At 61.8% G+C, this 24,700-nt stretch carries 23 protein-coding genes; 10 read left to right on the top strand and 13 right to left on the bottom strand.

Annotation, left to right across the window (positions count from 1 at the left end; all coding sequences use genetic code 11):
• Positions 1-2: 2 nt before the first annotated feature.
• From GX181_01100 to GX181_01075, 6 genes are all read left to right on the top strand, one after another.
• The gene (locus GX181_01100) at positions 3-947 is read left to right on the top strand and encodes an ABC transporter permease (protein NLM70542.1); all 945 of its coding nucleotides are present in this window, start codon (positions 3-5) and stop codon (positions 945-947) included.
• 64 nt (positions 948-1,011) lie between these two features.
• A complete protein-coding gene (gene rbsD, locus GX181_01095) occupies positions 1,012-1,404 on the top strand; it encodes a D-ribose pyranase (GenBank protein ID NLM70541.1) in 393 nt (130 codons plus the stop codon).
• Positions 1,405-1,476: 72 nt separating this feature from the next.
• Positions 1,477-2,361, top strand: a complete 885-nt coding sequence (locus GX181_01090; GenBank protein ID NLM70540.1) for an ABC transporter permease — start codon at positions 1,477-1,479, stop codon at positions 2,359-2,361.
• 82 nt (positions 2,362-2,443) lie between these two features.
• Positions 2,444-3,322, top strand: coding sequence for a ribose ABC transporter substrate-binding protein RbsB (gene rbsB, locus GX181_01085; protein ID NLM70539.1), 879 nt, complete (start codon positions 2,444-2,446; stop codon positions 3,320-3,322).
• Positions 3,323-3,396: 74 nt separating this feature from the next.
• Positions 3,397-4,884 (top strand): sugar ABC transporter ATP-binding protein, encoded by a 1,488-nt coding sequence (locus GX181_01080; protein NLM70538.1) that lies wholly within the window; start codon positions 3,397-3,399, stop codon positions 4,882-4,884.
• Positions 4,877-5,854 carry an ABC transporter permease gene (locus GX181_01075; GenBank protein ID NLM70537.1) on the top strand — a complete coding sequence of 326 codons (978 nt, stop codon included), beginning with the start codon at positions 4,877-4,879 and terminating at the stop codon, positions 5,852-5,854. The genes GX181_01080 and GX181_01075 overlap by 8 nt, the downstream gene beginning before the upstream one ends.
• A gap of 8 nt (positions 5,855-5,862) precedes the next feature.
• On the opposite strand, the gene GX181_01070 is transcribed toward GX181_01075, so the two are convergent.
• From GX181_01070 to GX181_01045, 6 genes are all read right to left on the bottom strand, one after another.
• On the bottom strand, positions 5,863-7,236 hold the full coding sequence (locus tag GX181_01070; GenBank protein ID NLM70536.1) for an MATE family efflux transporter: 1,374 nt from the start codon (positions 7,234-7,236) through the stop codon (positions 5,863-5,865).
• Positions 7,237-7,390: 154 nt separating this feature from the next.
• The gene (locus GX181_01065) at positions 7,391-8,683 is read right to left on the bottom strand and encodes an ABC transporter permease (protein NLM70535.1); all 1,293 of its coding nucleotides are present in this window, start codon (positions 8,681-8,683) and stop codon (positions 7,391-7,393) included.
• Positions 8,683-9,699, bottom strand: coding sequence for an ABC transporter permease (locus tag GX181_01060; protein NLM70534.1), 1,017 nt, complete (start codon positions 9,697-9,699; stop codon positions 8,683-8,685). Before GX181_01060 ends, GX181_01065 begins: the two co-directional genes overlap by 1 nt.
• Before the next feature lie 46 nt (positions 9,700-9,745).
• Positions 9,746-11,368 carry a sugar ABC transporter ATP-binding protein gene (locus GX181_01055; protein ID NLM70533.1) on the bottom strand — a complete coding sequence of 541 codons (1,623 nt, stop codon included), beginning with the start codon at positions 11,366-11,368 and terminating at the stop codon, positions 9,746-9,748.
• A gap of 188 nt (positions 11,369-11,556) precedes the next feature.
• Entirely contained in the window at positions 11,557-12,681 is a 1,125-nt protein-coding gene (locus tag GX181_01050) for a DUF3798 domain-containing protein (protein NLM70532.1), read from the bottom strand.
• 167 nt (positions 12,682-12,848) lie between these two features.
• Positions 12,849-13,997, bottom strand: a complete 1,149-nt coding sequence (locus GX181_01045; protein NLM70531.1) for a DUF3798 domain-containing protein — start codon at positions 13,995-13,997, stop codon at positions 12,849-12,851.
• A gap of 239 nt (positions 13,998-14,236) precedes the next feature.
• Here GX181_01045 and GX181_01040 point away from each other — a divergent pair, with 239 nt between their 5' ends.
• A complete protein-coding gene (locus GX181_01040) occupies positions 14,237-15,346 on the top strand; it encodes an aminopeptidase P family protein (GenBank protein ID NLM70530.1) in 1,110 nt (369 codons plus the stop codon).
• A 246-nt stretch (positions 15,347-15,592) separates the two neighbouring features.
• On the opposite strand, the gene dctP is transcribed toward GX181_01040, so the two are convergent.
• Together dctP and GX181_01030 are read right to left on the bottom strand one after the other, a co-directional pair.
• Positions 15,593-16,597 carry a TRAP transporter substrate-binding protein DctP gene (gene dctP, locus GX181_01035; GenBank protein ID NLM70529.1) on the bottom strand — a complete coding sequence of 335 codons (1,005 nt, stop codon included), beginning with the start codon at positions 16,595-16,597 and terminating at the stop codon, positions 15,593-15,595.
• A gap of 39 nt (positions 16,598-16,636) precedes the next feature.
• Positions 16,637-17,542: a chemotaxis protein CheV gene (locus tag GX181_01030; GenBank protein ID NLM70528.1), complete on the bottom strand. Its 906-nt coding sequence runs from the start codon at positions 17,540-17,542 to the stop codon at positions 16,637-16,639.
• A 168-nt stretch (positions 17,543-17,710) separates the two neighbouring features.
• On the opposite strand from GX181_01030, the gene GX181_01025 reads away from it, so the two are divergent.
• The gene (locus tag GX181_01025; protein ID NLM70527.1) at positions 17,711-18,067 is read left to right on the top strand and encodes a DUF488 domain-containing protein; all 357 of its coding nucleotides are present in this window, start codon (positions 17,711-17,713) and stop codon (positions 18,065-18,067) included.
• Positions 18,064-18,543, top strand: a complete 480-nt coding sequence (gene ybaK / locus GX181_01020; GenBank protein ID NLM70526.1) for a Cys-tRNA(Pro) deacylase — start codon at positions 18,064-18,066, stop codon at positions 18,541-18,543. The genes GX181_01025 and ybaK overlap by 4 nt, the downstream gene beginning before the upstream one ends.
• Positions 18,544-18,585: 42 nt before the next feature.
• Here ybaK and panF read toward each other — a convergent pair whose 3' ends face one another.
• The 3 genes from panF to GX181_01005 are packed head-to-tail and all read right to left on the bottom strand — an operon-like array spanning position 18,586 to position 21,669.
• Positions 18,586-20,082: a sodium/pantothenate symporter gene (gene panF, locus GX181_01015; GenBank protein ID NLM70525.1), complete on the bottom strand. Its 1,497-nt coding sequence runs from the start codon at positions 20,080-20,082 to the stop codon at positions 18,586-18,588.
• Complete coding sequence (locus GX181_01010; protein NLM70524.1) at positions 20,079-20,402, bottom strand: YhdT family protein; 324 nt, start codon at positions 20,400-20,402, stop codon at positions 20,079-20,081. Before GX181_01010 ends, panF begins: the two co-directional genes overlap by 4 nt.
• A gap of 4 nt (positions 20,403-20,406) precedes the next feature.
• The gene (locus tag GX181_01005) at positions 20,407-21,669 is read right to left on the bottom strand and encodes a serine hydroxymethyltransferase (GenBank protein ID NLM70523.1); all 1,263 of its coding nucleotides are present in this window, start codon (positions 21,667-21,669) and stop codon (positions 20,407-20,409) included.
• 321 nt (positions 21,670-21,990) lie between these two features.
• Between GX181_01005 and GX181_01000 the strand changes: the two genes are divergently transcribed.
• Entirely contained in the window at positions 21,991-22,683 is a 693-nt protein-coding gene (locus tag GX181_01000; GenBank protein ID NLM70522.1) for a class I SAM-dependent methyltransferase, read from the top strand.
• On the opposite strand, the gene GX181_00995 is transcribed toward GX181_01000, so the two are convergent.
• Positions 22,646-24,082 (bottom strand): aspartate aminotransferase family protein, encoded by a 1,437-nt coding sequence (locus GX181_00995; protein NLM70521.1) that lies wholly within the window; start codon positions 24,080-24,082, stop codon positions 22,646-22,648. The two genes, GX181_01000 and GX181_00995, sit on opposite strands and share 38 nt — an antisense overlap.
• A gap of 55 nt (positions 24,083-24,137) precedes the next feature.
• Positions 24,138-24,554, bottom strand: coding sequence for a glyoxalase (locus GX181_00990; GenBank protein ID NLM70520.1), 417 nt, complete (start codon positions 24,552-24,554; stop codon positions 24,138-24,140).
• Positions 24,555-24,700 lie beyond the last annotated feature (146 nt).

Raw genomic sequence — 24,700 nt, 5'->3', positions numbered from 1 at the left:
CGATGGACTTCGCGGTAAACATTCTTGCGCTCGGGGTGCCCTTCAGCGTGGCGCTGCTCATCGCGTCGCTCGGCGAGATGTTCAATCAAAGGGCAGGGGTCTTCAACCTGGGCTGCGAGGGGATAATGGCGATGGGGGCGTTCATGGGCTTCCTCGCGCCCTTCCTGGTGGGCGGAGGAGGGCCGACGGCGGAGATCTGGAACTACGCGGGCATACTGATGGCGATGGTCGCGGGGGCTCTGATGGGGCTCTTCTTCGGGATCGCCGTGGTGACATTCCGCGCGCCGCAGGGGATCGCGGGAATAGGGCTGCAGATGTTCGGCGTCGGGGTCGCGGGGACCTTCTTCCGGCACTTTGTCGGCGGGACCCAGAGCATTCCGGGGATTCCGGCCATGCCCCTCCCCCTGCTATCCAAGATTCCCGTGCTGGGGCCGGTGCTCTTCTCTCACAACCCGCTGGTCTACGTGGCCTTCCTGCTGGCGCCGGCGGCCTGGTACGTTCTGTTCAAGACCCCGTGGGGGCTGCGAGTGCGTGCGTCGGGTGCGAACCCTCGTGCTGCGGACTCGATCGGAGTGAAGGTGAACCTGGTGCGCTTCCAGGCGCTGGCGGTGGGGGGCGCTCTCGCAGGGCTGGCGGGGGCCTACCTGAGCCTCTGCCAGGCGAAGATGTTCAGCGACGAGATCATAGCCGGGCGAGGGTTCATAGCGGTCGCGCTTGTCTACTTCGGCCACTGGAGGCCGTTGAAGATAACGGGAGGCGCTCTGCTCTTCAGCCTGGCGCAGGCGCTTCAGCTTGCGATCCAGGGGCGGGGGATAAACTTCCCCTACGAGTTCGCGGTGATGCTGCCCTACGTGCTGGTGATCGGTGCCCTGGCCTTCAGCCGAGAGAGTCTGCTCCTGGGGCCTACGGCGCTGGGCAGGCCTTTCGACCGGGAGATCCGCACGTGAGCGGGTCGCGGCTGGTTTTTTTGATGCGCCCTGCGCCAGGCGGGGCGCGAGGAGGTGCGATGGTATGAAAAAGGGCGGGATAATTCACCCGGAGCTGATGTTTCAACTTGCGTCGTGCGGGCACGGAGACCTGATCTGCATTGCGGACGCAGGACTGCCGATTCCGCCGGAGACCCCGAGGGTGGACCTGGGCTTTGTGCCCGGAAGGCCGGGGTTTTTCGAGGTCCTGGACGCGATGCTGGCGGAGATGTGCGTGGAGGGGGCGGTCTGGGCCGGCGAGGCAGAGGAGAAGAGCCCGGAGGTGAGGGAGAGGTTGGAGGAGCTGTTCGGCGACTCCGGGTCGGCAATTCCTCACGAGGAGTTCAAGGACCTGCTGCTGGACGCTCGCTTCGTGGTCCGCACCGGGGAGTTCACCCCCTACGCGAACGTGCTGCTGCGCTGCGGGGTTCCATTTTAGGAGGAGATCGGCTTGTCCTTCCTTCGCCGAGCCGATCAGAGGACTGTCCTCCTGCTGCTGCTGGCAGGGCTGATGTTGCTTGCCGGGTCGCTGGAGGGTAGGTTCTTCACCGGGGCGAACCTGCTGAACGTGCTGCGACAGTCGTCGATCATAGGCGTGATCTCGCTCGGCATGACGGTGGTCATCCTGACGGGAGGCATAGACCTGTCGGTGGGGAGCGTGCTGGCACTCTCGTCGCTGGTGGCGGCCTCGGCGGTGAAGTCGGGGGCGCCCGCGCCCCTGGCCTGGGGCTGCGCGCTGCTGGCCGGGGCCTTTCTGGGATGGATCAACGGGCTCTTCACCGCGAATCTGCGGCTGCCCCCCTTCATCGTGACCCTCGGCATGATGGGGCTGGCGCGGGGACTCTCATTCATCTACACGGGAGGCGCTCCTATCACCGGATTCCCGTCTCTCTTCCGCCTGCCCGGGGCGGGGGTGGTCGCGGGTTTGCCGGTGCCGGCGATCATCTTCGGCGCGGCCTTCGTTTCGGCCCACATCCTGCTGGAGCGATGCCCGTGGGGAGAGTACGTCCGCAACACCGGGTCGAACTTGACGGCGGCCTGGGGGTCGGGGCTGAACGTGCGGGGGACGGTGGCAAGGGCCTACCTGCTGAGCGGGCTGCTGGCCTCCGTCGCGGGGCTGATGCTGACAGGCCGCCTGGACTCGGCCCAGCCAGGCGCGGGCGTGGGGTACGAGTTCGGAGCGATAGCTGCGGTGGTGCTGGGAGGCACGAGCTTTTCGGGAGGGGCTGGAACTCTGTCCGGGACACTGCTGGGTGTGCTGATCATGGCGGTGCTGGAGAACGGTATGAACCTGCTGAACGTCAACCCCCTGTCCGAGCAGCTGGTCAAGGGGATTGTGATAGCCGCCGCCCTGACCGCGCACGGCGCCATGAGAAGGCGGACCGAGCGCTCCTAAGGCGGAGCGGCTTGAAAATATAGGTTTCGAAGGCTCGGGCGCGTGAGCGGGCCGGGCCATAATCCAAGGAGGTGCGTGTATCATGAGGAAGTTTCTTGCGATGCTGCTGGTGGTCGCTATCTTCGCGGCGCCCGCCGCTGCGGCGGAGAAGACGTTGGGGCTGGTAATTTCGACCCTTAACAACCCGTTCTTCGTCACTCTCAAGGAGGGAGCCGAGGAGGCCGCGGAGAAGGCGGGGGTCAAGCTTGTGATCCTTGACGCCCAGGACGACTCGGCCAGGATGACCGCCGCGATGGAGGACCTGGTGCAGCAGAAGGTGGACGCGATACTGGTCAACCCGACCGACTCGGATGCGGTCGTCCCATCGATCATGAAGGCCAACGAGGCGGGGATACCGGTGCTGACCATAGACCGGGGCGCGTCTGGCGGCAAGGTGGCGTGCCACGTGGCGAGCGACAACGTCGCGGGCGGGGTTATGGCCGGGGAGTTCCTGGCGGAGAAGCTGGGCGGCGAGGGCAAGGTGGTCGAGCTGGTCGGCATCCCGGGCACTTCGGCGGCCAGGGACAGGGGAGAGGGGTTCAACGAAGCGATGAAGAACTTCGCCGGGATTCAGATAGTCGCGTCCCAGGCGGCGGACTTCAGCCGCGACAAGGGTCTGAAGGTGTTCGAGAACATACTGCAGGCACAGCCGGAGATAGACGGGGTCTTCGCTCACAACGACGAGATGATCCTGGGGGCTGTCGAGGCGGCGGAGGCGGCCGGGCGCACGGGGATAGTCTTCGTGGGCTTCGACGCGGTCGACGACGCTGTGGCCGCCGTCAAGGAGGGCAAGCTGGCCGCGACCGTGGCGCAGCAGCCCGCGATGATAGGAGCGACGGGCGTCGAGAAGGCGGCGGCGCTGCTAGAGGGCGAGGAGCTGCCGGAGTTCATCCCGGTGCCCCTCCAGCTCGTTACGGAATAGCTTCACACGTTGCGGGGCGCCGTCCAAGCCGGCGGCGCCCCTCGGAGGTGCGGAATGTGACTTCTCTGCTCGAGATGAGGGACTTGCACAAGCGCTACCCGGGCGTGCACGCTCTGAAGGGGATCTCCTTCTCGCTGCGGGAGGGCGAGGTGCACGCCCTGGTGGGCGAGAACGGGGCGGGCAAGACAACCCTGGTGAAGACTCTCGCAGGTGTTATCGCGCCCGACGAGGGGGAGATGCTGATCCGCGGCGAGCGGGTCCGGTGGAGCGGCCCCGGGGACGCCATCCGGGCCGGAGTCGGGATAATCCACCAGGAGCTGAGCTTGGCGCCGCACCTGTCAGTGGCGGAGAACATCTACCTGGGGCGGGAGCCTAGGCGAGGGCCGTTCACGGACAGGAGGAGGCTGCGCGATGACGCGGCCAGGCTGCTGGACGGCTTCGGCGTCGAGATAGACGCAGGGGCGCGCGCGGGCGTCCTTTCGCCAGGCGAGCAGCAGCTGGTGGAGATAGCGAAGGCCATGTCGCAGGAGGTCTCGATCCTCGCTATGGACGAGCCGACCTCCAGCCTGTCGGCGCGCGAGACCGAGAGGCTGTTCCACGTGATCTCGGAGTTACGCGGGTCCGGCGTCGGCATCATCTACATCTCGCACCACCTGGACGAGGTGTTCTCACTTGCGGACCGGATCTCGGTTATGAGGGACGGGGAGATGGTCGGCGGCGGGGAGGCGGCAGAACTCGACTCCGAGAGGGTCGTCTCGATGATGGTGGGGAGGCACGTGGAGGCGCTCTACCCTCGTAGCTTCGGTACACCGGGCGAGGTGCTGCTGGAGGTCCGGGGGCTGTCGAGGACGGAAGTACTCACGGACGTGTCCTTCTCCCTTCGGTCGGGCGAGATACTGGGGGTGTCCGGGCTCGTGGGGAGCGGCCGCACGGAGATGGCCAGATGCCTGGCGGGTCTCGACCCGTTCGACGGAGGAGAGATACTGGTCGGCGGGGCGATCTTCAAGCCGCGCACGCCGGCGGATGCCCTTGAACGCGGGATTGTGCTGGTGCCGGAGGATAGGAAGAGGCAGGGGCTCTTCCTTAACCGGACCATCCGCGACAACGTGGTGTCGATGCGGCTGTTGAACGGACTTCGCAGAGGTCCGTTCGTCGACAGGGCCGCGGCCATGGAGCTATCCGAGTCCTTTGTCCGGAGACTTGGGGTCAGATGCAGGGGCGTGCTCGACTCGGTATTCTCGCTGAGCGGGGGGAACCAGCAGAAGGTGGCCATTGCCAAGGGGCTCGCAGTGTCGCCGAGAGTGCTGGTGCTGGACGAGCCGACTCGCGGGGTGGACGTCGGGGCGAAGGCGGAGATTCACGGGATCATGGACGAGCTGGCGGCGCAGGGGATGGGCATACTGATGATCTCTTCCGACCTGCCCGAGGTGGTCGGGATGAGCGACTCGGTGCTGGCCTTCCGCGACGGGAGATGTGTGGCCCGTTTCCCCCGCGGCGAGTCCGCCGGCGAGATGAGCGAGAGGATCATGACCGCGGCGACCGGGGGCGATTCTCATGACTGACGGCAGAAGCGTGCTGATCGCGCTGCGCGACAGGGGATGGGCGGGGGGTCTGCTGCTGCTGGCGGTGGTGGGGCTGCTCGCCTCTCTGGACCCATCGATACTCGGGGCCGGTAACCTGGCCAACGTGCTTGCACAGTCGGCTATAGTCGGCGTGTGCGCTGTCGGGATGACCTTCGTGCTTCTTTCCGGCGGGATCGACCTGTCGGTGGGGGCGGTGCTGGCCCTTTCGGGGGCGGTGGGGGCCTGGAGCTGCAAGGAGCTGGGGCTGCCGGTAGCCGCCGCATGGGGAGCGGCCGTCCTGGCAGGGCTTGTCTGCGGACTGGGGTCGGGCGCGCTGGTGGCGTTCGGGCGGGTGCCGCCCTTCATGGCGACTCTGGCCATGATGGCGGGCGCACGTGGCTGCACCCTGCTGATGACCCGCGGCTACCCCATTTCCGGCCTGCCGCAGGCTTTCTACACTCCCGGGTGGGCGTCCGTCGCCGGAATTCCCGTGTCGGGTCTGATCTTCCTGGGGATGGCGTGCGCTGCCTGGGTGCTGCTTCAACGGGCACCTTACGGTGTGCACCTGCGCGCGATGGGCGACAACCCGGAGACGGCGCGATTGGCGGGGCTATCGGCTACGCGCATTACCCTCTCGGTCTACGCGATCTCCGGCGCGATGGCGGGGCTGGCCGGGGTGCTGATGGTCGGAAGGCTGTGGAGCGCTCAACCGAACGTCGGCATGGGGCTGGAACTCGACGTGATCGCGGCGGTGGTGCTGGGCGGAGCGAGTTTGTTCGGCGGCGTCGGAGGCGTCGGCGGAACGGTGGCCGGAGTTCTGATAATGGGATTTTTGGACAACGGATTGAGGATGCTGGCCGTGTCGAGCTACGTGCAGCAGTCGGTGAAGGGAGTCGTCTTCGTCGGCGCGGTCCTCTTGGACCTGGCCCTGAAAGGGTACTACAGGAGAGACAGGGGGAGGGACGAGTAGGGGCCCCGCTAGGATGCCGACTCGACACTGCCGTGTTCGCTCTCGTCGAGGTCCCTTAGCAGACACCAGACGAGCGGCAGGCAGGAGAGGAAAGTAAACACGTCGGACAGGGCCTGGGTGATCTGGACGCCCGTGAGGCCGATGAACTTCGGCAATACGAGTATCATGGGCAGGAAGAAGATGCCTTGGCGGGCCAGCGACAGCAGGGTCGACGTCCCGTATCTGCCGATCGACTGAAAGGTCATGTTTGTGACGACTCCTATCGGCACCAGCGGCATCACCATGCACATCGCCCTGAGGGCGACCGTGCCTATGCGGACGACCTCCAGGTCGGTCTTTATGAATAGCCTTATGAGGTTGGGGGCGAATACGAACCCCGGAAGCGCCCATAAGGCCATCAGGACGCTTGTGGCCCTCAGGGTGAAGAAGAAGGCCGATTTCACCCTGTCGTACTTCCCCGCCCCGTAGTTGTAACCCGCGACTGGCATGTACCCCTGTCCTATCCCCAGGTTGACCGCGAAGACGAACATGAAGAGCCTGCTGACGATGGCCATCGCCGCCACAGCAGCGTCGCCGTAGGTTGCGGCGGCCAGGTTGAGCGCGATGGTCGCCACGCTGGCCAGGGCCTGCCTGATGAAGGCCGGGAAGCCGTTTTTGAGTATGGTCGCGTAGACCGAGATATTTTTCGATACCCTCGCGAGGCTGATGCGGGTGATCGTCTGCTTCTTTATGAACCAAGAGATGAGTATGGTGAAGCTGACGCACTGGCTTATGGCCGTCGCTATAGCCGCCCCGGCTATTCCCAGCTCTAGGACGAAGATGAATATCGGGTCCAGCACGAGGTTCAGCAGGCCGCCCGTCGTCAGGCCGACCATGGCCAGCCGGGCCTTGCCCTCCGCTCGCAGTATGTTGTTCAGCAGGAATGACGCCGCCATTACGGGCGCCGCGTAGAGGATGTAGCTGGCGTAGTCGCGGGCGTAGGGCAATATTGTGTCCGTTGCGCCAAGCAGGCGCATCAGCCCGTCTATGGAGTTCAGTCCGAAGATCGCGAGGAGGACGCCGAATAAGATGACAGCGAAGAAGCCGCTGGAGGCGACGGTGTTGGCCTCGTCCACCTTCTGGGCCCCAAGCAGGCGGGATATCCACGTGCCTGTGCCCATGCCTATGGTGAAGCCCACCGCCTGGATTATGGCCATCAGAGAGAAGACTATACCCACCGCTCCCGAGGCGCTGGTGCCGAGCTTGGAGACGAAGAAGGTGTCGCCTATGTTGTAGATCGCCGTCACCAGCATGCTGATTATAGTCGGTATGGCCAGAGAGACGATCAGCTTGCCGACCGGCGTCACCGTCATCCTCTCATGCTGAGCGGCGCTTGCGTCCATATATCGTGCCCTTCTTTCATCTCTTGTGTGTGGAACGCATCATGTCATATACAATTATAGTCGCAATCCGACATAAATACAAGGCAATTTGGACGCCCGTATCTCGGTATTTTTAAAAACCCCGCGCCCTTGGTCGAAGGCGCGGGGGAAGTCGCTACTCCAGGGCTATCCTGCTCTTCTTGTTGCTGTTCCAGACGTGCAACCCGAGGGCCAGCCCGATGACGCCATAGACCATGAAGGTCCTGAAGTACTCGCCGAGGATGGCCTGTCCGAACAGCGACTGACCTATCTCCGGCGACATGATGAACATGGCGTTGAAGAGGATGGTGCCGAATACCGCGTGCTTGACGCTGGCCTTGGACGTGGACGCCCCTCCGACCAGCAGAGCCGCCACCGAGAACATTCCTATCTGGGTGTGGGCGTTGTAGGTGTTCAGGGTGCCCATGTTCTGCAGGTAGATTATCTGCCCCCAGGAGGCCAGGACAGTCGATATCATGGTGGCGATTATCCTCGTCCGGTCGACGTTTATTCCCGAGACCTCCGCCGTGTGCTGGCTCTGTCCGACCGATCGGAAGTCCTGCCCGAGCTTCGTCTTCATTATCAGCACCGTGAATATGCACAGGGCGATGATTATCAGGGACGTTACCACCGGGATCTTTCTTACCATGTTCAGCGGAGATTTGTTGAGCATGGCATAGATGGAGACCCCGGCGAGGGCCAGGCAGAGGACGAGGTTGGTAATCAGGGCCGGGAAGCTGTTCCTGTATCCGTAGCCGCGCTTCTTGTTCAGGTAGTAGCGAACCAGCAACGCCACGATGGCCACCACGGCTATTATCAGCAGGGCATGGACGAACTTGATCTGGTAGATGGAGTCGAGAGCGTCCTTCATGCCCCCCTTCTTGTAGGGAACGAGGTCGACCGTCATTCGTATGCCCACGCCGTCCGGCTTGATGAGCGGATGATTGGCCGCGACCGGGATTATCACTCCAACGACGAAGAGGAAGAGAAACTGGTAGACTCCGTTTGCGAAGTATCCGACTATCAGCGAGGCTATCATCTCCTGGCCGCGGGTCTTGTTGTAAAGGATCCCGGTCAGGTACCCGCACAAGGCCGCTATGAGTCCGGCCACGGCGAAGGAGAAGAGCAGGCCGGGGATTCCTCCCATCTCGAAGTAGCGGGCCAATGTGATCGCAACCTGCCCGGACATTGCGCCTATGACTATCCCGAAATTGAGGCCGAGTCCGGCGAGCACGGGAATTATCAGAGACAGCACCAGGAAGGTGTTCCTGAAGACCCTGCAGGAAAGCTCCGACAGGAAGAAAGCAATGGAGACGCCCGAGGAAGCCATGAACCCGAACAGGGTGAACGCTATGAATATCAGCGTCACGCTGTTCTCGAGGATCCACTCGCCGACGCCTTTCGATTGATGTTGTCCGAGGCTTTCCATCACTGCACACCTCTCTTGACTTGAGTAAGAGCGTAAAGAATTATACCGTTCTGGACCATCATCCTCATTATCTCGGAGAGGTCGGTGCCGGCGAAGAGTTCGTTGGCCACTGGCAAAGCAGTGGTTAGCAGACCCTGGAATAGCACTACGCCTATGACCACGTGAGACACCTTGGCGCGAGCCGCCGTCGCCCCGCCTATCAGGATCGCAGCCACTGCGGGAAAGGCCATCATCAGGGGAGCGGAGTACAGCTGCGCATAGCCGTAGCTCTGGGAATAGATGATTATTCCTACGGCGCCGAGGATGGTGGATATAACGTTCGCGTAGATCCTGTTGCCGTCGATGTTAAGCCCCGCCGCCTGGGCGAACTTGGGGTTCGCTCCTCCCGCCGAGATGGCTATTCCCCGCTTGGAGCGGAAGAAGAGCCAGACGAGAAATGAAAAGAAGGCGAAGGTAAGCAGCAGACCGGTCGGCACTATGACGTCCCCGATTTTGAACATGAGGAAGTTGTTCAGTATCTGCGCCGCCTCGACGGCGTCCAGCTGAATCGTCTCTCGAAGGCCCTGCCCGATGAACCAGCCCATCTTCGGGCTCTTGAACGGGATCATAAGCCAGGCGAGGCACATCAGCGCGACTATCGAGAAGCCCGTATAGGTCGCTATGGTCATCTCCGAGCCCTTGACCGAGTTCATCAGCCGTCCGTATCCGTACCCGGCGGCTATGGCGATCGGCAGGGAGATCGCGACGGCGACCAGGAGCCACCATATTCCCAGGAAGCCGAACTCTATGGAGCAGACCGTCCCGAAGAGCCCGCAGACGATGCCGATAGGCAGGGCGAAGTTGGGCCCGGTGCCCGACTGGATGGCGGGCACCATCGCGAGGACCAGGATACCGTTCATCCCTGCTCGCTTGAGAGTATCGCTGAAAAGGATCGACATCGAGATGCCGACGAAATGCCCGGCGACAAGGGTCATTATCCAGAACACCGCGATGATGAGGGTTGGGAGGCCGACCATACCGACAAGTCCCTTGGATTTTTTTCCAAGCTTCGCGTCGTTTCCGTTAAGCTCGGACATCTGCAGAACCTCCCTTCATCGTACCGCCCGCTTTCGCGGTCTTGGCTCCGGCCATCATGAGTCCGAACTCCGCGTCGGAGGCGTCGGGCGCCAGCTCCCCGGCCACCCTGCCCTCGCAGATGATCAGTATCCTGTCGCAGATGCTGCGGAGCTCCGCCAGCTCCGACGAGGTCATGACCACGGTCATCCCGAGCTCCTCGTTCAGCCTCATAAGCAGGTCGAGTATCAGCCTCTTCGCGCCGATGTCGATGCCCCTGGTGGGCTCGGAGACGAACAGGAACTCGGGTTCCTGCGTAAGGGCGCGCGCGACGCAGACCTTCTGCTGGTTTCCGCCGCTCAGGCTGCCCGTGTGCTGCATCGGAGACTCGCACCGGATGTCCAGATCCTTTATCATCTTGAGAGCGTGGCGTCTTATGGAGGCGTCGTCCTGCTGGGTGAAGGGACCGGTCTTCTTCAGAAATCTGCCGCCGACCTGCATGGCGGTGAAGGCTATGTTCAATTCGATGGACTCGTCCAGCAGAAGCCCGACTCCCTTCCTGTCCTCGCTGACGAAGCCGATGCCCGACCGGATCGCGGAGCGAGGGTCGTCAAGCCTCATCTTTTTCCCTTTGAAGAAGACTTCTCCGCTGGTGTGATAAGTGCCCATGATGCCGTTTGCTATTCCCAGCTTCCCCTGCCCGGCGAGTCCGCCTATGCCGACGATCTCGCCCTTTTTTATGCTAAGGTCGATGCCCCTGACCATCTCGCCCGGCATCGCGACGTGGAGGTCGTGCACGCTCATGTATACCTCGTCGGAGATCTTTCGCTTCGATCCCTCCGCCCTGTCGATGGTCATCTTGCGACCTATCATCAGGGAGGCGATCTCCACCACGTCCGTATCCGAAGTTTTCTTGGTCGCGACGTGTTCCCCGTCGCGCAGTATCGTCACCCTGTCCGAGACCTCGACTATCTCGTCAAGCCTGTGGCTTATGAACACTATGCCGATTCCCAGGGAGGCGAGCCTGCGGATCGCTGCCAGCAGGTTCTTCGCCTCGGACTCGGTCAGAACCGCGGTGGGCTCGTCGAATACGAGCACCTTTATTCCCGTCTTGTCTATCTCGCGGGCTATCTCCACGAACTGCATGTGACCGACCGGGAGCCCCGCCACCAGCAGGAACTCCTCTATGTTCATGTCGAGCTGGTCCAGGGCCTTGCGGGCATCCACATTCATCCTGCCCATATCCAATGTCTCGAGCCGGTGACCCAGGACTCTGGATACGATGTTCGGAGTTGTGAGCTCCCTATTGATCTTGATGTTCTCCGTGATGGTGAACCCTGGAATCAGCATGAACTCCTGGTGGACCATACCTATGCCGGCGTCCATTGCCTCGTGAGGAGATTTGAATGCCAGTTTTTTTCCGTCCAGAAGGACGTCTCCCTCGTAACCGCCTGTACTTGTTATGACCGGCATTCCGAAGAGGATATTCATCAAAGTGGACTTGCCGGCCCCGTTCTCTCCTATGAGAGCGTGTATCTCTCCTTTTTTCACGTCGAAGTTCACGTCGGAGAGCACCTTGTTGCCAAAGTAGCTCTTCGAAACGTTCCTGAACTGGAGAAGGCTTTCGCTCAACGCACTACCCCCTGTACTCCGAAAGATAAAAAGCGCAGCAGTATGGGGACGAATGGACTCCGTTCCCTCGCTCCGTCCGACTCGGGTCGTCGGAACCCGCGTCAAATCGGCGGCTTGGGTGAAGGCGCCACTCGTCCCCGGACAGACAGTGCTTCTGTTTCGGTTTTTTAACCAGTAATGCTCCCGGCCTAGTAGGTCAGGAAGTCCATCAGGACGAAGCGGAAGTTGCTGTAGACCTTTCCTGTCGCCTCGTCCAGGTACGCGGTGGAATCAACCTTGACTCCGGCATAGTCCGCCATGCACTGCTCAAGTACCTTGATGTCGAGCTTGTCGAACGGCACTTCGCCGTTGATGACCTTGAATGCGTACTCGGTGCCCGCGATGGTGAACATCATCGCTGCGGGCACGGGCCAGGTGGAAAGCCTGCCCTCAAGACCCTTCTCCTTGAGGATCTTGCGAGTCTCGTCGATCACGTGCTGAAGGTTGTCCGTCTGAGACAGGTCGGACTCGATGCCAAGAGCCGTCGGGAAGCCGTGGTAGGGCGACGGGCAGCAGGGCTGCGGGTAGATCGCGCCAGTGTCGACGACCGACTTGATCAGCGGGATCTGCATCGAGCAGTTGGTCGAGAAGAAGGCGGTGTCCTTGCCGTACTTCTCCACCATCTTGGGCACGTCCTCGAGGATGAACTGCTGTGCGCCGGGGAGGCCGGAGTCGCCCATCGGGTCCGGGGCGGTGGCGTCTACGAACTCGATCCCCAGCTCGGCGCACTTGACCTTCATGAGATCCCTGCGTCCCGACAGGAGCACCTGGGACATGTGGCGCGGGAAGGAGTAGTGCACGAAGACCTTCGCACCGAGCTTCTGAGCCTGAATGGGAATGGTGTTACCCATCTCGAGCTCGTCGGGCATCAGGATGAGCTGCGCCCTCTCCGCCGCGTCGGGGGGGTTCTCCTGCGGGCTGGCGTAGACGATGAAGACATCGTCGCGCGTCTCAAGCAACTTGTCGACCGCCGGGTTGGTCCCGGGGACGGCCTGGTTGATGACGACGGCCTTTACGTCCTCGTCGTAGGCCAACTTGGCCAGCACGCTTACCATCTGCTCCTGCTCGGCCATGAAGTTGTCCGGCCACATTACGTGGACGATCTTGTCACCGTACTTGTCGACCATCTGCTGCGCCGACCGGTACTCCTCCTCGTTCTGCGACACGGTGTTCGTCACGATGGCGACCTTGTAATCGGCCAAGGCCGGGACCGCGGACGAAACCAGGCAGACTCCCATAACGAAAACCAACAGAATACCTAGTGCCTTCTTCATTCAATACCCTCCATTTCTTGTATTTGGTATCGTGTATCCGCATGAAAGATACTGCTATACCATTCCTTTGTCAAGCCCGTTTTTCCCGCCCAGCAAGCATGCGGAAGGGTGAAATGCCGCAACCACGCGCTTTCGCTCTCATACGGCCACGTTTTCACGCGGGCGAGCTAGTAGGTGAGGAAGTCCATCAGGACGAAGCGGAAATTGTTGTACGCCCTGCCGGTGACCTCGTCCACATAAGCAGAGCTCTTCACCTCGACCCCGGCGTAGTTGGCCATGCATCTCTCTATCTCCCTGATGTCGAGCGTGCCCAGCGGCAACTCGCCGTCGATCACCTTGAACGCGTACTCGGTGCCTGCAATGGTGAACATCATAGCGGCCGGCACGGGCCAGGTGGAGAGCCTGCCCTCGACGCCCTTCTCCTTGAGGATCCTGCGGGTCTCGTCGATCACGTGCTGAAGGTTGTCCGTCCGAGACAGGTCGGACTCTACCCCCAGCGCCGTCGGAAAGCCGTGGTAGGGCGACGGGCAGCAGGGCTGCGGGTAGATCGCTCCCGTATCGACGACCGACTTGATCAGGGGGATCTGCATGGCGCAGTTGGTCGAGAAGAAGGCGGTGTCCTTGCCGTATTTCTCCACCATCTTGGGCACGTCCTCGAGGATGAACTGCTGCGCGCCGGGGAGGCCGGAGTCGCCCATCGGGTCCGGGGCGGTGGCGTCGACGAACTCGATCCCCAGCTCGGCGCACTTGGCCTTCATGAGCTCCCTGCGTCCCGACAGGAGCACCTGGGACATGTGGCGAGGGAAGGAGTAGTGAACGAAGACCTTCGCGCCAAGTTTTTGTGCCTGCATCGGGATGGTATTGCCCATCTCCAGCTCGTCAGGCATCAGGATGAGATGCGCCTTCTCGGCTACGTCCGGGGGGTTCTCTTGAGGGCTGGCGTAGACGATGAAGACGTCGCGTCGGATCTCGCGCAGCTTGTCGATCGCCGGGTTGGTGCCGGGGACAGCCTGGTTGATGATGACCGCCTTGATGCTGCTGTCATGGGCCAGCTTGGAGAGGATGCCGACCATCTGCTCCTGCTCGGCCATGAAGTTGTCCGGCCACATGACGTGGACGATCCTGTCGCCGTACTTGTCGACCATCTGCTGCGCCGACCGGTACTCCTCCTCGTTCTGCGACACGGTGTTCGTGATTATCGCGACCTTCCGGTCCCCCGCGGGAGGAGCGAACGAAACCTCCACAGGCGCTAACATGTAATAGGCGACCACCGCAATAGCCACGAGGCCCAACAGTACTCCGAACATCCTTTTCATTCGCTGTCCTCCGCTTTGATTATATTTGAAATCGTGACTCTATATAAAAAATACCGGTTCAGGGTGTCTTTGTCAAGCCTGGCTTCACACCTCAAAGCGCACGCGCGACGCGATACAACAGGCGATAGCGCCCTTTCGCTCCGAAACACACGGGCCCTCCCGCGCGATTTTTCACTTGGACAAGCGGCAAGCGGGGCTGTAGAATATGCGAATACGATCTACTTTCAGGGGGGATTTAAATGATACATCAAAAACGACTCTCGAGGCTCGCGGACGAGCTCAAGGCCCTGGGGCTGGATGCTATTTTCCTGGGTCCTTCCACCGACCTCGAGTACATGACGGGGCTGGACACCCACCCGGACGAGAGGGTGAGAGGGCTGGTGGTCGGAAGCGACGGTCGGTGCTTCGCCATGACTCCTCTGCTCTACAAGGAGGAGATCCTACACGCTTTCGGCGACGTGCCATACTACGCGGAGTGGAACGACCACGAGGGATTCGCGGGGGCCTTCAAAAGAGGATGCGAGCACCTCGGAGTGGTCGGGGGCAGGATCGCCTTCAACGACGGCGTGCGCGCCGTGGACATGCTCGTGATCCGTGACGTGATGAAGATGAGCATGGAGAACGGCGGCGACGTGCTGATGCCGCTGCGGTCGCGCAAGGACGACGAGGAGCTCGGCTACATGAGGGAGGCCTCGCGCCTGGTCGACGAGGTTGTGCGGATGCTGCACGGCTACATCAAGCCCGGGATGACCGAGAGACAGATCGCCAAGCAGATACCGGAGTTCTTCGAGGAGGCGGGCGCGGACTCCCCGTCTTTCAGCCCGATAGTCGCAAGCGGACCGAACGGGTCGATGCCGCACTACAGCGGCGGCAGGAGGGTCATAGAGGAGAACGACGTCATAATCCTGGACCTCGGCGGACGGCACAAGAGTTACTGCTCCGACACGACCCGAACCTTCTTCACCGGGACTCCGACGGACGAGCATAGGAAGGTCTACGAGATAGTCAGAGAGGCGCAGGCGGTCGGCGAGGCGGCGGTGCAACCCGGCGTCACGGGACAGGATGTGGACAGGGCCGCGCGCAAGGTGATAGTCGACGCGGGATACGGGGAGTTCTTCTTCAATCGCGTGGGGCACGGGATAGGAGTGGCGGTGCACGAGCATCCTTACATTATCGAGGGCAACGACAAGCCGCTGGAGCCCGGGAACGTCTTCAGCGTTGAGCCGGGGATCTACCTGCCGGGCAAGTTCGGCGTGAGGATAGAGAATTTGGTGGCCGTGCGTCCGGACGGCACAGGAGAGGCTCTGAACAAGTTCCCGAGGGATATCGAATCGGTGACGATAGGCTAACGCTGCGAAACCTCGAGCCTAACGGCGGTAAGACGAGGGATCTAAATTCCAAGCTGTACCCGTTGAGATCCCTCGCTGCGCTCGGGATGACAAAGGCGCGTGCTCGGGATGACAAGAGGTGCGTGCTCGGGATGACAAGAGGTGCGTGCTCGGGATGACAAGAGGTGCGTGCTCGGGATGACAAACAAAAACTCCCGGCCGGAACGCCTGGCCGGGAGCATTCATCAACACGAGCGAACTACACCACTACTTGTCCGAAAACTCCTTCTTGAATTCCTCTACGAACTCCTCGGAGAACCTCTCGGACAGGTCGTCCCACGTCGAGGCGATCTTCGAGAAAGTCGGCGCCAGTTCCTCCTGCGTGTACCTGTGCACCTCCACGCCCGCATCGGCCATGTCCTGCAGGCATTTCTCCTGATCCTCCTCCGCCAGGTAGACGCTGGTAGCCGTCACCTTGCCGCACACGTCCCTGATTATTTTGCGGTCCTCCTCGGAGAGCTTCTCCCAGGTCTTCAGGCTTATCATGTAGTTCAGGTTCTCCACGGAGCAGCGCAGGTCGTACCAGTATTTAATGACATCTCCGAGTATGGAGCAGGCTGCCGCTGATGTCATGCCGTAAACTCCCTCGGCGTAGCCGTTCTTGAGCGACGCGCGGACCTCGTCCCAGGGGATGGTAATGGTCTTGTATCCCATCGCCTCCGCCCCCAGCTTGAAGACCTCCATATTCGGTATCCTCAGCAGGATGCCCTTCTTGACCTCGGGGTCCAGGGGTTCGTCGACGGGCTTGACGCTCCCTATCCCGATAAACCCCTCGAACTGGAAGCCGAGAAGCTTGACACCGAGAGCGGAGTGAAACTCGTCCATCTTGCGGAAGACCCAACCTCCGGGGGCGAAAATCGCCCGGGCCTCGTCGAAGTCCTTGACGAAACAGTTTATGTTGCAGAGCTCCATGCGCGGGTCGAACTGGCTGGGGGCTGTAATCGCGGCCATGTCAAGGGAACCGCGGATCAGCTCCTCGTAGACGAGAGTATAGTCGCCCAGCTCATTGTCGGGAAACACCTCGATCTCAATGCGCCCTTCAGTCTTCTCCTTCACCTCGTCCGCGATCTGGTACATCAGCTTGGACGACGTGTGATCCTCGGGGAACTGCCCCGCAAAGCGAAGCACGATCGCGTCGGAGGCAATACAGGCGCCGGTAACATAAAAGACAATCATTGTGGCTACCAGGAGACGCATGAAGATCTTTCGCATCGAACCCACTCCTTTCGGTTTTTCGGAACAGAGACGCCTCTATCTGGCCGCCGCCTGCTTTTTCTTGCTGTTCGCAAGAAGGCGGCACGCCTTCTCCACCATCCTTGGCAGCTCCGGCTTCGTCACATGGGCATCCGCGCCCGCGCCGGAGATCTTCACCCTCACGTCCTGGGCCATTATCGAGGAGTAGATGATTACGGGCAGACGCCTGAGCTCCGGGTGCGCCTTGATCTGCTTCACCAGGGTAACGCCGTCAAGACGAGGCATCTCTACGTCGGTGATCAGCAGGTCGTATCGCTCGTTTTTGACCGCCAGCCTGTCCCACGCCTCCTTTCCGTCCGCCACCTGGGTGATTCCAGTGAAGCCGCCCCGGTTAAGCACGTCGCATATCTGGGTGCGAATAAGAGGGGAGTCCTCCGCCACCAGGATGCGGAAGCGGGACAGGTCGCCCAGCGGGGCCGCAAGCTCCGCCACCCTGTCCAAGTCCACCGAGAGAGTCGTGTCGAACGCAGGCGCGGCCGCCTGGATGATGGCCTCGTAATCGGGGATAAGCACGTTGGCGTCCTTGCGCTTTATGACATATAGGATGGAATTGCCCAGCACAGCGTTGGTCAGAGTGGAATCGAGCTCGGAGGGGTCTATCCCGTAGATACGCTCAACCGCGTCGACCGCGAAGCCAAGTTTGCTCTCGTTGAACTCGGCGATTATGACCTTGCTGGACTCGAGCGACATCTTGGGGGCTATCCCGAAATACGTCCTCAGATCGACCAGGGGCATTACCTCCCCTCGAACGGATGTTATGCCTATCATGGCCGGATGCGAGTCCGGTATCGGTCGGCTCCCCGGCCACCTGAGAATTTCCCTGGTCTTGTCCACGCTTATGGCGAACTCCTGGCCTCCCAAGAAGAAGACCACTACCTGCCACTCGTTGTTCTGAACATCCATGAACGCTCCCCCCTCGACCGAAAGAGTCACAAATCTACTTCAACATAATAGGGCATTTGGGGCTCTATCACAACCCCACGGATGAAGAAAGGGTTTTCTGCAAGTCGCTGCCGCAGGGCGACCGGTGTTATAATTGTCCGACAGCCATTCGGCACAGGAGGTGACAGAATGAAGCTGCTGTTGAAGCGGGTGTACGACGTGCCGGGGCCGGAGGACGGTTTTCGCATCCTGGTGGACCGCCTGTGGCCCAGGGGCGTCACCAAGGAGGCGGCGAAGGTCGATCTTTGGCTGAAGGACGTCGCCCCTAGCCCCGACCTGCGCAAGTTCTTCAACCACGACCCGGCGAATTGGGACGAGTTCCGCTCCCTCTACACGAAGGAGCTGGAGGCCAACAGCACGGTGGAGGTCATCCGCGAACATCTGCGAAAGACCGACGTCACCCTGATCTACGCCGCCAGGGACAGGTCGATAAACCACGCATCGGTGATAGCGGCCTTTCTGGGCCGTGAAGGAGGGGGCTCATGACACCCGGAATAGTCGCGGCCAAGAGGGCGAAAATCGATTACACCCTGCACGAGTACGAGCACGACCCTGCGAGCGAGTCCTTCGGGATGGAGGCGGCGGAGAAGCTCGGGGTTCCGTCCGCTCGGGTATTCAAGACGCTGGTCGTGGCCCTGGACGGCGGGGAGCTGGCCGTGGGGATAATCCCGGTCGACTCCACTCTCGGCATGAAACAGATGGCGAAGGCCGCAGGGGCGAAAAAGGCTGCAATGGCGCCCAGGGCAGACGTCGAGCGCGCCACTGGCTACGTGGTCGGAGGGGTCAGCCCGCTGGGGCAGAAGAAGCGGCTTCGAACCTTCATAGACTCGACAGCCGAATCCCTGGAGACGATCTTCGTCAGCGCCGGGCGCAGGGGACTGGACATCGAACTTTCGCCCGGAGACCTGCAAAAACTGACGAGCGCGAAGTACGCCCCGCTGCAGCACCGTGCGGGAGATTGAAAAAAGCGGGGCCTCTCGGCACCCGCCCCTCTTCCATCGCCCTCAAAGCCCCCAGAAGAGTTTTATTACCTCGACGGAGGGTTTTTTCGTCATCCTGGCCACGACGACGAACGCCGCCAGAGACAGCACAAGCGACGGCACTATCGGGTGCAGACCGATCGGCCTCGGTATGAAGTAGTTGAAGTACAGGTATGTCGCTATCCCCGCCGCCATTCCCGCCAGAGCGCCGGGGGCGTTGGCCCCTTTCCAATAAAGCCCGAGAAGGGTCGGCCAGAGGAAGGTGGAGAGCAGTCCCGCGGTCGCGAACAGGTTAAGCCACACCATCAGCTCCGGCGGATCGAAGGCGAGAACCACGGTTATCGCGCCGACCACCAGGCAGGTCGCCACTGTTATGAAGCGGAGTGCGCGCAGTCTGTCCTTGAGGCCGGGGTTGACGTAGTTGACCAGCAGGTCGTTCACCACTGCCGCGGTCACGACCAGGAGTTGCGAGTCGACCGTCGACATCACCGCCGCCAGCGGGCCCGCCAACACCAGCCCGGCGACCACTGGATGGAACAGAGTGGTTATCAGGGTTGGTATCACGAGGTCCCCTGAGGAGATATCCGAGACGAGCACCGAGCCGAACGCCCCCGCAAGGTGCATCCCCAGGAGCAGCACGATTGAGACAACCGCCCCGTAGATGATTCCCGAGTGAAGACTTTCGGAGTCCCTGTAGCTCATCGCCCTCTGGGCCACGGCCGGGATACCAACGACAGCGAAGCCGACAAGCACCCAGAAGCTGGATACCCACGGCACGCTCATGAACCCCTCCTGCACTCCGTAAGGGGAGATCATGCCGGGATTCAGCGCCTCCATCCGCCCGACCATGCTCGCCACTCCCCCGCCCTTTACCAATACGGCGGCGAACAACGCGAGGGTCGACATCGTCATGACCACCCCTTGCAGGGTATCGTTGAAGACCACTCCCCTGAAGCCTCCCACCGCGGTGTGGACGACCACCGTCACCGCGAAGAAGATCAGCGCGCTTCTGTAGTCCAGACCGGTGGATCCCTGCAGAAGGCGGGCCGCACCGATGAGCTGCGCGGACATCGCCGCCACCAGGAAGCAGATTATCGACAGGGAGGCGATTATCAGCACCGCGCTGCTCTGGTAGCGAGCGCGAAGGAAGTCGCTGATCGAGTTGGCCCCGGTCTTGCGCGAGACGATGGCGAATTTTTTCCCTAGGACCATCAGGGTGTAGTACCCCGTCGGTATCTGGGCCATCGCGAGGAATACCCATGCCAGGCCGTGCGTGTAGGCCGTTCCGGGGCCGCCTATGAAGCTGCCCGCGCTGAGGTAGGTGGCCACCAGCGTCATCGCCAGCACGAAGCCTCCCGACGCGCGCCCGCCCGTCATGTACTCCTCCATGTAGGCGGCGCCGCAGCCGCCCTTGTCGAGGCTGGCCCTGTGCGTCATCCTCATCGCGTAAAAACCGATCGCGTACATGGCCGCGAAGTAGGCAGCTATCGGCAGCAGGGTGGACCAGTTAAGCCCGTTCATGACCCGGCCCCCGCCTTCTCGTACTCGGCCGCTTCATCCTCCGTCATGGGGCCCAGCGGCATGTCGCGCATCTTTCTCTTGACTATGTAGATCGCACCCCCGATCGCCAGCGCGGAGTTGGCCACGCAGGAGACGAAGAACCACGCGGGGAAACCCATGATGTAGGAGTATTCCTCCGTCGGGCCGCTCCCCAGCCAGTAGCCGCCGACGGCCCATATCGCAAGGTTGACCAGGCCGAGGGCCGCGCCGTACCATGCCTCTCTCTCACAATCTTTGTACCTTGGGTCCTCGACGAACCCGAGCTCGTTTTTTTTCATCATCACGCTACTCTCCCTCGCCGAGAGGCCCCCTCGGATAGAGTGGGAAGTTGGCGATCAGCTCCAGGGCCTCTTTTCTGCTCGAGTCGAGCACTGTTCCGTCCTCCGGCGCGCTCGCGACCCTGTTCATAATGGCCGCGATCTTTTTTATCTCCTCAGCGCCAAGACTGCGCTGCGACACGGAGGTGGTCCCGATGCGGACGCCGCTGGTGACCGAGGGCTTCTCCGGGTCGGACGGGATCATGTTCTTGTTGATTGTGATGCCGACGTACTCCAGCGCGTCCTGGAAGAGCTTGCCGGTTATGCCCTTGGGTCGCAGATCCAGCAGCACTATGTGATTGTCCGTGCCGCCGCTGATCACACGAAATCCGTAGCCGGCCATCTCGTCGGCCAGGGTCCTGGCGTTGGCGACGACCCGAAGCATCACATCGCGAAACTCGGAAGTGGCGGCGTGCTTGAAGAGCCACGTCTTCGCGGCCATGATGTTCAGGTGGATGGAGCTGATGGCCCCGGGGAATACCCCTCTGTCGAGGACCTTGGCGTGCTCCGCCTTGCAGAGGATCATGCCGCCGCGCGGGCCGCACAGGGTCTTCGTGGTCGACGAGGTGACGAAGTCAGCGTAAGGCACAGGGCTTGGTATTACCTTTGCCGCGACTAGTCCGGCTATGTGGGCCATGTCCACCATAAGCATCCCGCCGACCGAGTGCGCAATTCCGGCGATCCTCTCGTAGTCTATAAGGCGCGGGTAAGCGCTGCCGCCCGCGATGATAAGCCTTGGCTTGTGCTCCCTGGCCAGGGTCTCCAGCTCGTCGTAGTCGATCTGCTCGGTCCGCTCGTTCAACCCGTACGAGGTAAAATTATAGAACTTGCTCATGAAGTTCGCGGGCGACCCGTGCGTCAGGTGTCCACCATGGTCCAGCCTCATCCCCAGGACGCTGTCGCCTGGCTTCAAAACGGCGGCGTAGACGCCGTAGTTGGCCGTCGAGCCCGAGTAGGGCTGAAGGTTCGCGTGGTCCGCTCCGTACAGGGCCTTCGCTCGCTCTATTCCGAGCCTCTCCATCTTGTCCGCGACCTGGGAACCCGCCTGGAAGCGCGCCCCCGGATAGCCCTCCGTGGTCTTGTTCGCGAACACACATCCGGACAGCTCCAGCAGCTCCTCGCACTCGGTGCTCTCCGACGCTATCATCTCTATGTTCCTCTCCTGCCGGTCCAGTTCCTCGGCAACGATGCCGTAAAGTTCCGGATCGGAAACCCTGGTATGCTTAAGCATCCTCCGATGACCTCCTGATCTGTTTTCGGGCGGATGCCCGGTCGGGCCGCCCCTTCCACCTGCGACGAGGATACTCCATCTTACGGCTCGGGGCAAGCGGCGGGGCGGTGGAAAATATCGTTTGACAATTCGCCACACATCAAGTATTTTGATGCCCACTGTACGTACATGCCTTTCGGAGGAGGGGGGAGGCGCCGGTCAAGTTCCTCTGCTCGAACCTGCCGGGGGCAGACATGATACTTGAGGCCCTGAAGCGCGAGCGAGTCCCGATCTCGCCGGAGTTAACGACCGCTTTCGCAACGGAAGAAGGGAGGGTTTGATTTGGGCAAGGACTACTACTCGGAGAAGCTCAACGCCAATCTGCTGTTCCAGGCGTACGACACGGCGATACCCCAGGTGCGCGACTATCTTAAGGACGAGATCGAGTTCGTCCGATCCGGCCTGGGCGGGGACGAGGACGCACTGGAGCTCGGGGCCGGCTACGGCAGGATAATGAAGGAGCTCGCCCCTTCCCTGAAGAGCATAACGGGCGTCGACCTGTCGGAGCGCTCGGTCGAGCTCGGGAAAGAGTATCTGAAGGACTGTCCGAACTGCGTCATCCAGACCATGGACGCCCACTCGCTCGAATTCGACCGGACGTTCGACGTGGTTCTGTGCCTGCAGAACGGGCTGTCCGCGATGAAGGGCGACCCCTCCAACCTCATCGCCCAGTCGCTGCGCCTGCTTTCACCGGGTGGAAGGGCCTGCTTCAGCAGCTACAGCCCCGACTTCTGGGACCACCGTTTGGCCTGGTTCCAGGAGCAGGCGGACAAGGGGCTCCTGGGCGAGATCGACATGGAGAAAACAGGCGACGGCGTGATCGTCTGCAAGGACGGCTTCACGGCCACGACCTTTGATCACGCCGCCCTTGAGAGGCTGGGGGAGGAATGCGGCCGACGCTTCAGCGTGGAGGATGTCGGGGGTTCCAGTATATTCCTCACGATCCACGACGAACGCTCTCCAGCTCCCCGCTGAGAACGCGCCTGATCGCGGCCGCGGAGAGGCGTATGTCCTCCTCCTCAGTCGACCAGTTCGAGACGGAGATTCGCATGACGGCGCGCCCCTTCCGGACGTTGCCTCCCGCCCAGCAGGTCCCTTCGCGCTGCACTGCGGCTATGACGCGCCTGGTGAACTCGTCCGCGTCGACGCCCTCCGGCGGCCTGAAGGCGACCAGCACCTGGTTCAGGACGACGTCGTTCAGTATCTCGATCAATGGATCGTCGCCCAGCAGCGACGCGAACAGACGAGCCTGAGCGCAGTTTCGCGCCACCATCTCGCTCAGTCCGCTCCTGCCTAGCGACCTGAGGGCGCAGTACAGGGGAAAGACCCTGCCCCTCCTGGAGGACTCCGGCACCCAGGCCGAAGGGTCGCGCAGATCCTCGCCCGGCGCGAGCAGGGGGGCCTTCACCATCATGGCGCCCCCGTGAGCCTCGGCGTTCCTGACCATCACCAGCCCGGAGTCGTAGGGCACGTTCAGCCACTTGTGCGCGTCGGTCGCCCAGGAGTCCGCAAGGGCGATCCCTGCGGTGTGCTGTTCAAGCTCGGGCAGCAGCAGTCCCCACAGGCCGAAAGCGCCGTCAACGTGCACCCACGCGCCCTTTTCCCTCGCCAGTGGGATAAGTTCCCCGCACGGGTCGAAAGCGCCCGTGTTGAGGTTTCCGGACTGAAGACAGACTATGAGCGGGCCGGAGACGTTCTTCAGGGCCTCCCGCAGGGCATCGGGGATCATCCGTCCCTGCCCGTCCGTCGGCACGAGTATGACGTTTTTCTCGCCCAGGCCGAGCATCCTCAGTGCCGTGAAGATGGTGCCGTGAGCCTCCTCTCCCGCGACGACCGTGATCCTTGGTGCGCCGGACAGACCGTCGGACTCCACGTCCCAACCGGTTCCCCTCAATACCTCGTGCCTCGCAGCCGCAAGCGCTGTGAAGTTCGCCATCTGGCAGCCGGAAACAAACCCGACGGACGACTCCGGCGGCAGCCCCAGCAGGTCCAGCACCCATGAGGCGACTATCTCCTCTGCCACGGCGATGGCGGGGGAGGAAGCGTAAAGGAAGCCGTTCTGATCCCACGCCGATGCCAGCCAGTCGGCGACGAGGGCGGCGGGAAGGGAGCCGCCCGTGACGAATCCGAAGTAGCGAGGTCCGGGGGACGCGACAAGCCCCGGCTCGACCGATCGCGAAAAGTTCTGCACCACTTTGGTTGCCGCCTCCCCGTTTTCGCTAAGATTCCCCTCAAGTGATTCCCTGAGCTCATCAGCAGAAGCCAAGGCCCCGGCACGTCTGGACGGCAAGGCATCGAGCCACTCCCTGGCAAGGCCGGAGGCACTGTCAAGCAGAAGCGGCAGCTCTTCAAGCTCTTTTTTAACCCTGGTCATGGCAAAGGCACGCGATCCGCGAGAACCGCACTCATCTCCGAAGGATGGAGACATCCTACTCTCCCTCGTGCAGCCAGGGCGCATAGCTGAGGCCCACCAGCACACCCTCGGGGCTCATGAACCTGGCAACGGTCTGTCCCCAGGGCTCCGTGCGAGCATCATGGAGGAACTCGTATCCCTTGTCCTGCATTTCCCGAACAGCCTCGCGCAGGGCATCCACATCCGGAAGCTCGAACTCAACAGTTGACGTGGGCACCGGGATGCCCTCCGGCCACTCGTCCTTCCCGAAGCAGGAGCGGGCCGCCATGGCCAGTGACCATACTCCGAAGTGCCCCGCAACCGGGAAATTCTGCATGTGAGCGTAGTCCTCGTCCCCCTCGAGAGGCAGCCCCAGGACATCCCGGAACAGAGCCGCGCTGGCGGCGGGGTTTTTTGTAATGGTCGCATATCCGGCGATGCATTCGATCTTCAGCGGTGCTTTCATTTCCATCTCCCCTTTTTTTAGAGCAGACAGGCCGTATCGCAACTCTTGTCCGCTCGCCCGATTTTATCATGATGAACTGCCCTCCGTACCCTCTGCCTCTCGTAATTCGGCTATAATAAGCGCGGAGCTCAAAT

This window comes from Synergistaceae bacterium, from assembly GCA_012521675.1.
Classification (GTDB): Bacteria; Synergistota; Synergistia; order Synergistales; family Aminobacteriaceae; genus JAAYLU01.
The sequence above is the reverse complement of the archived record's forward strand: the minus strand, read 5'-3'. Positions and strand labels throughout refer to the sequence as shown.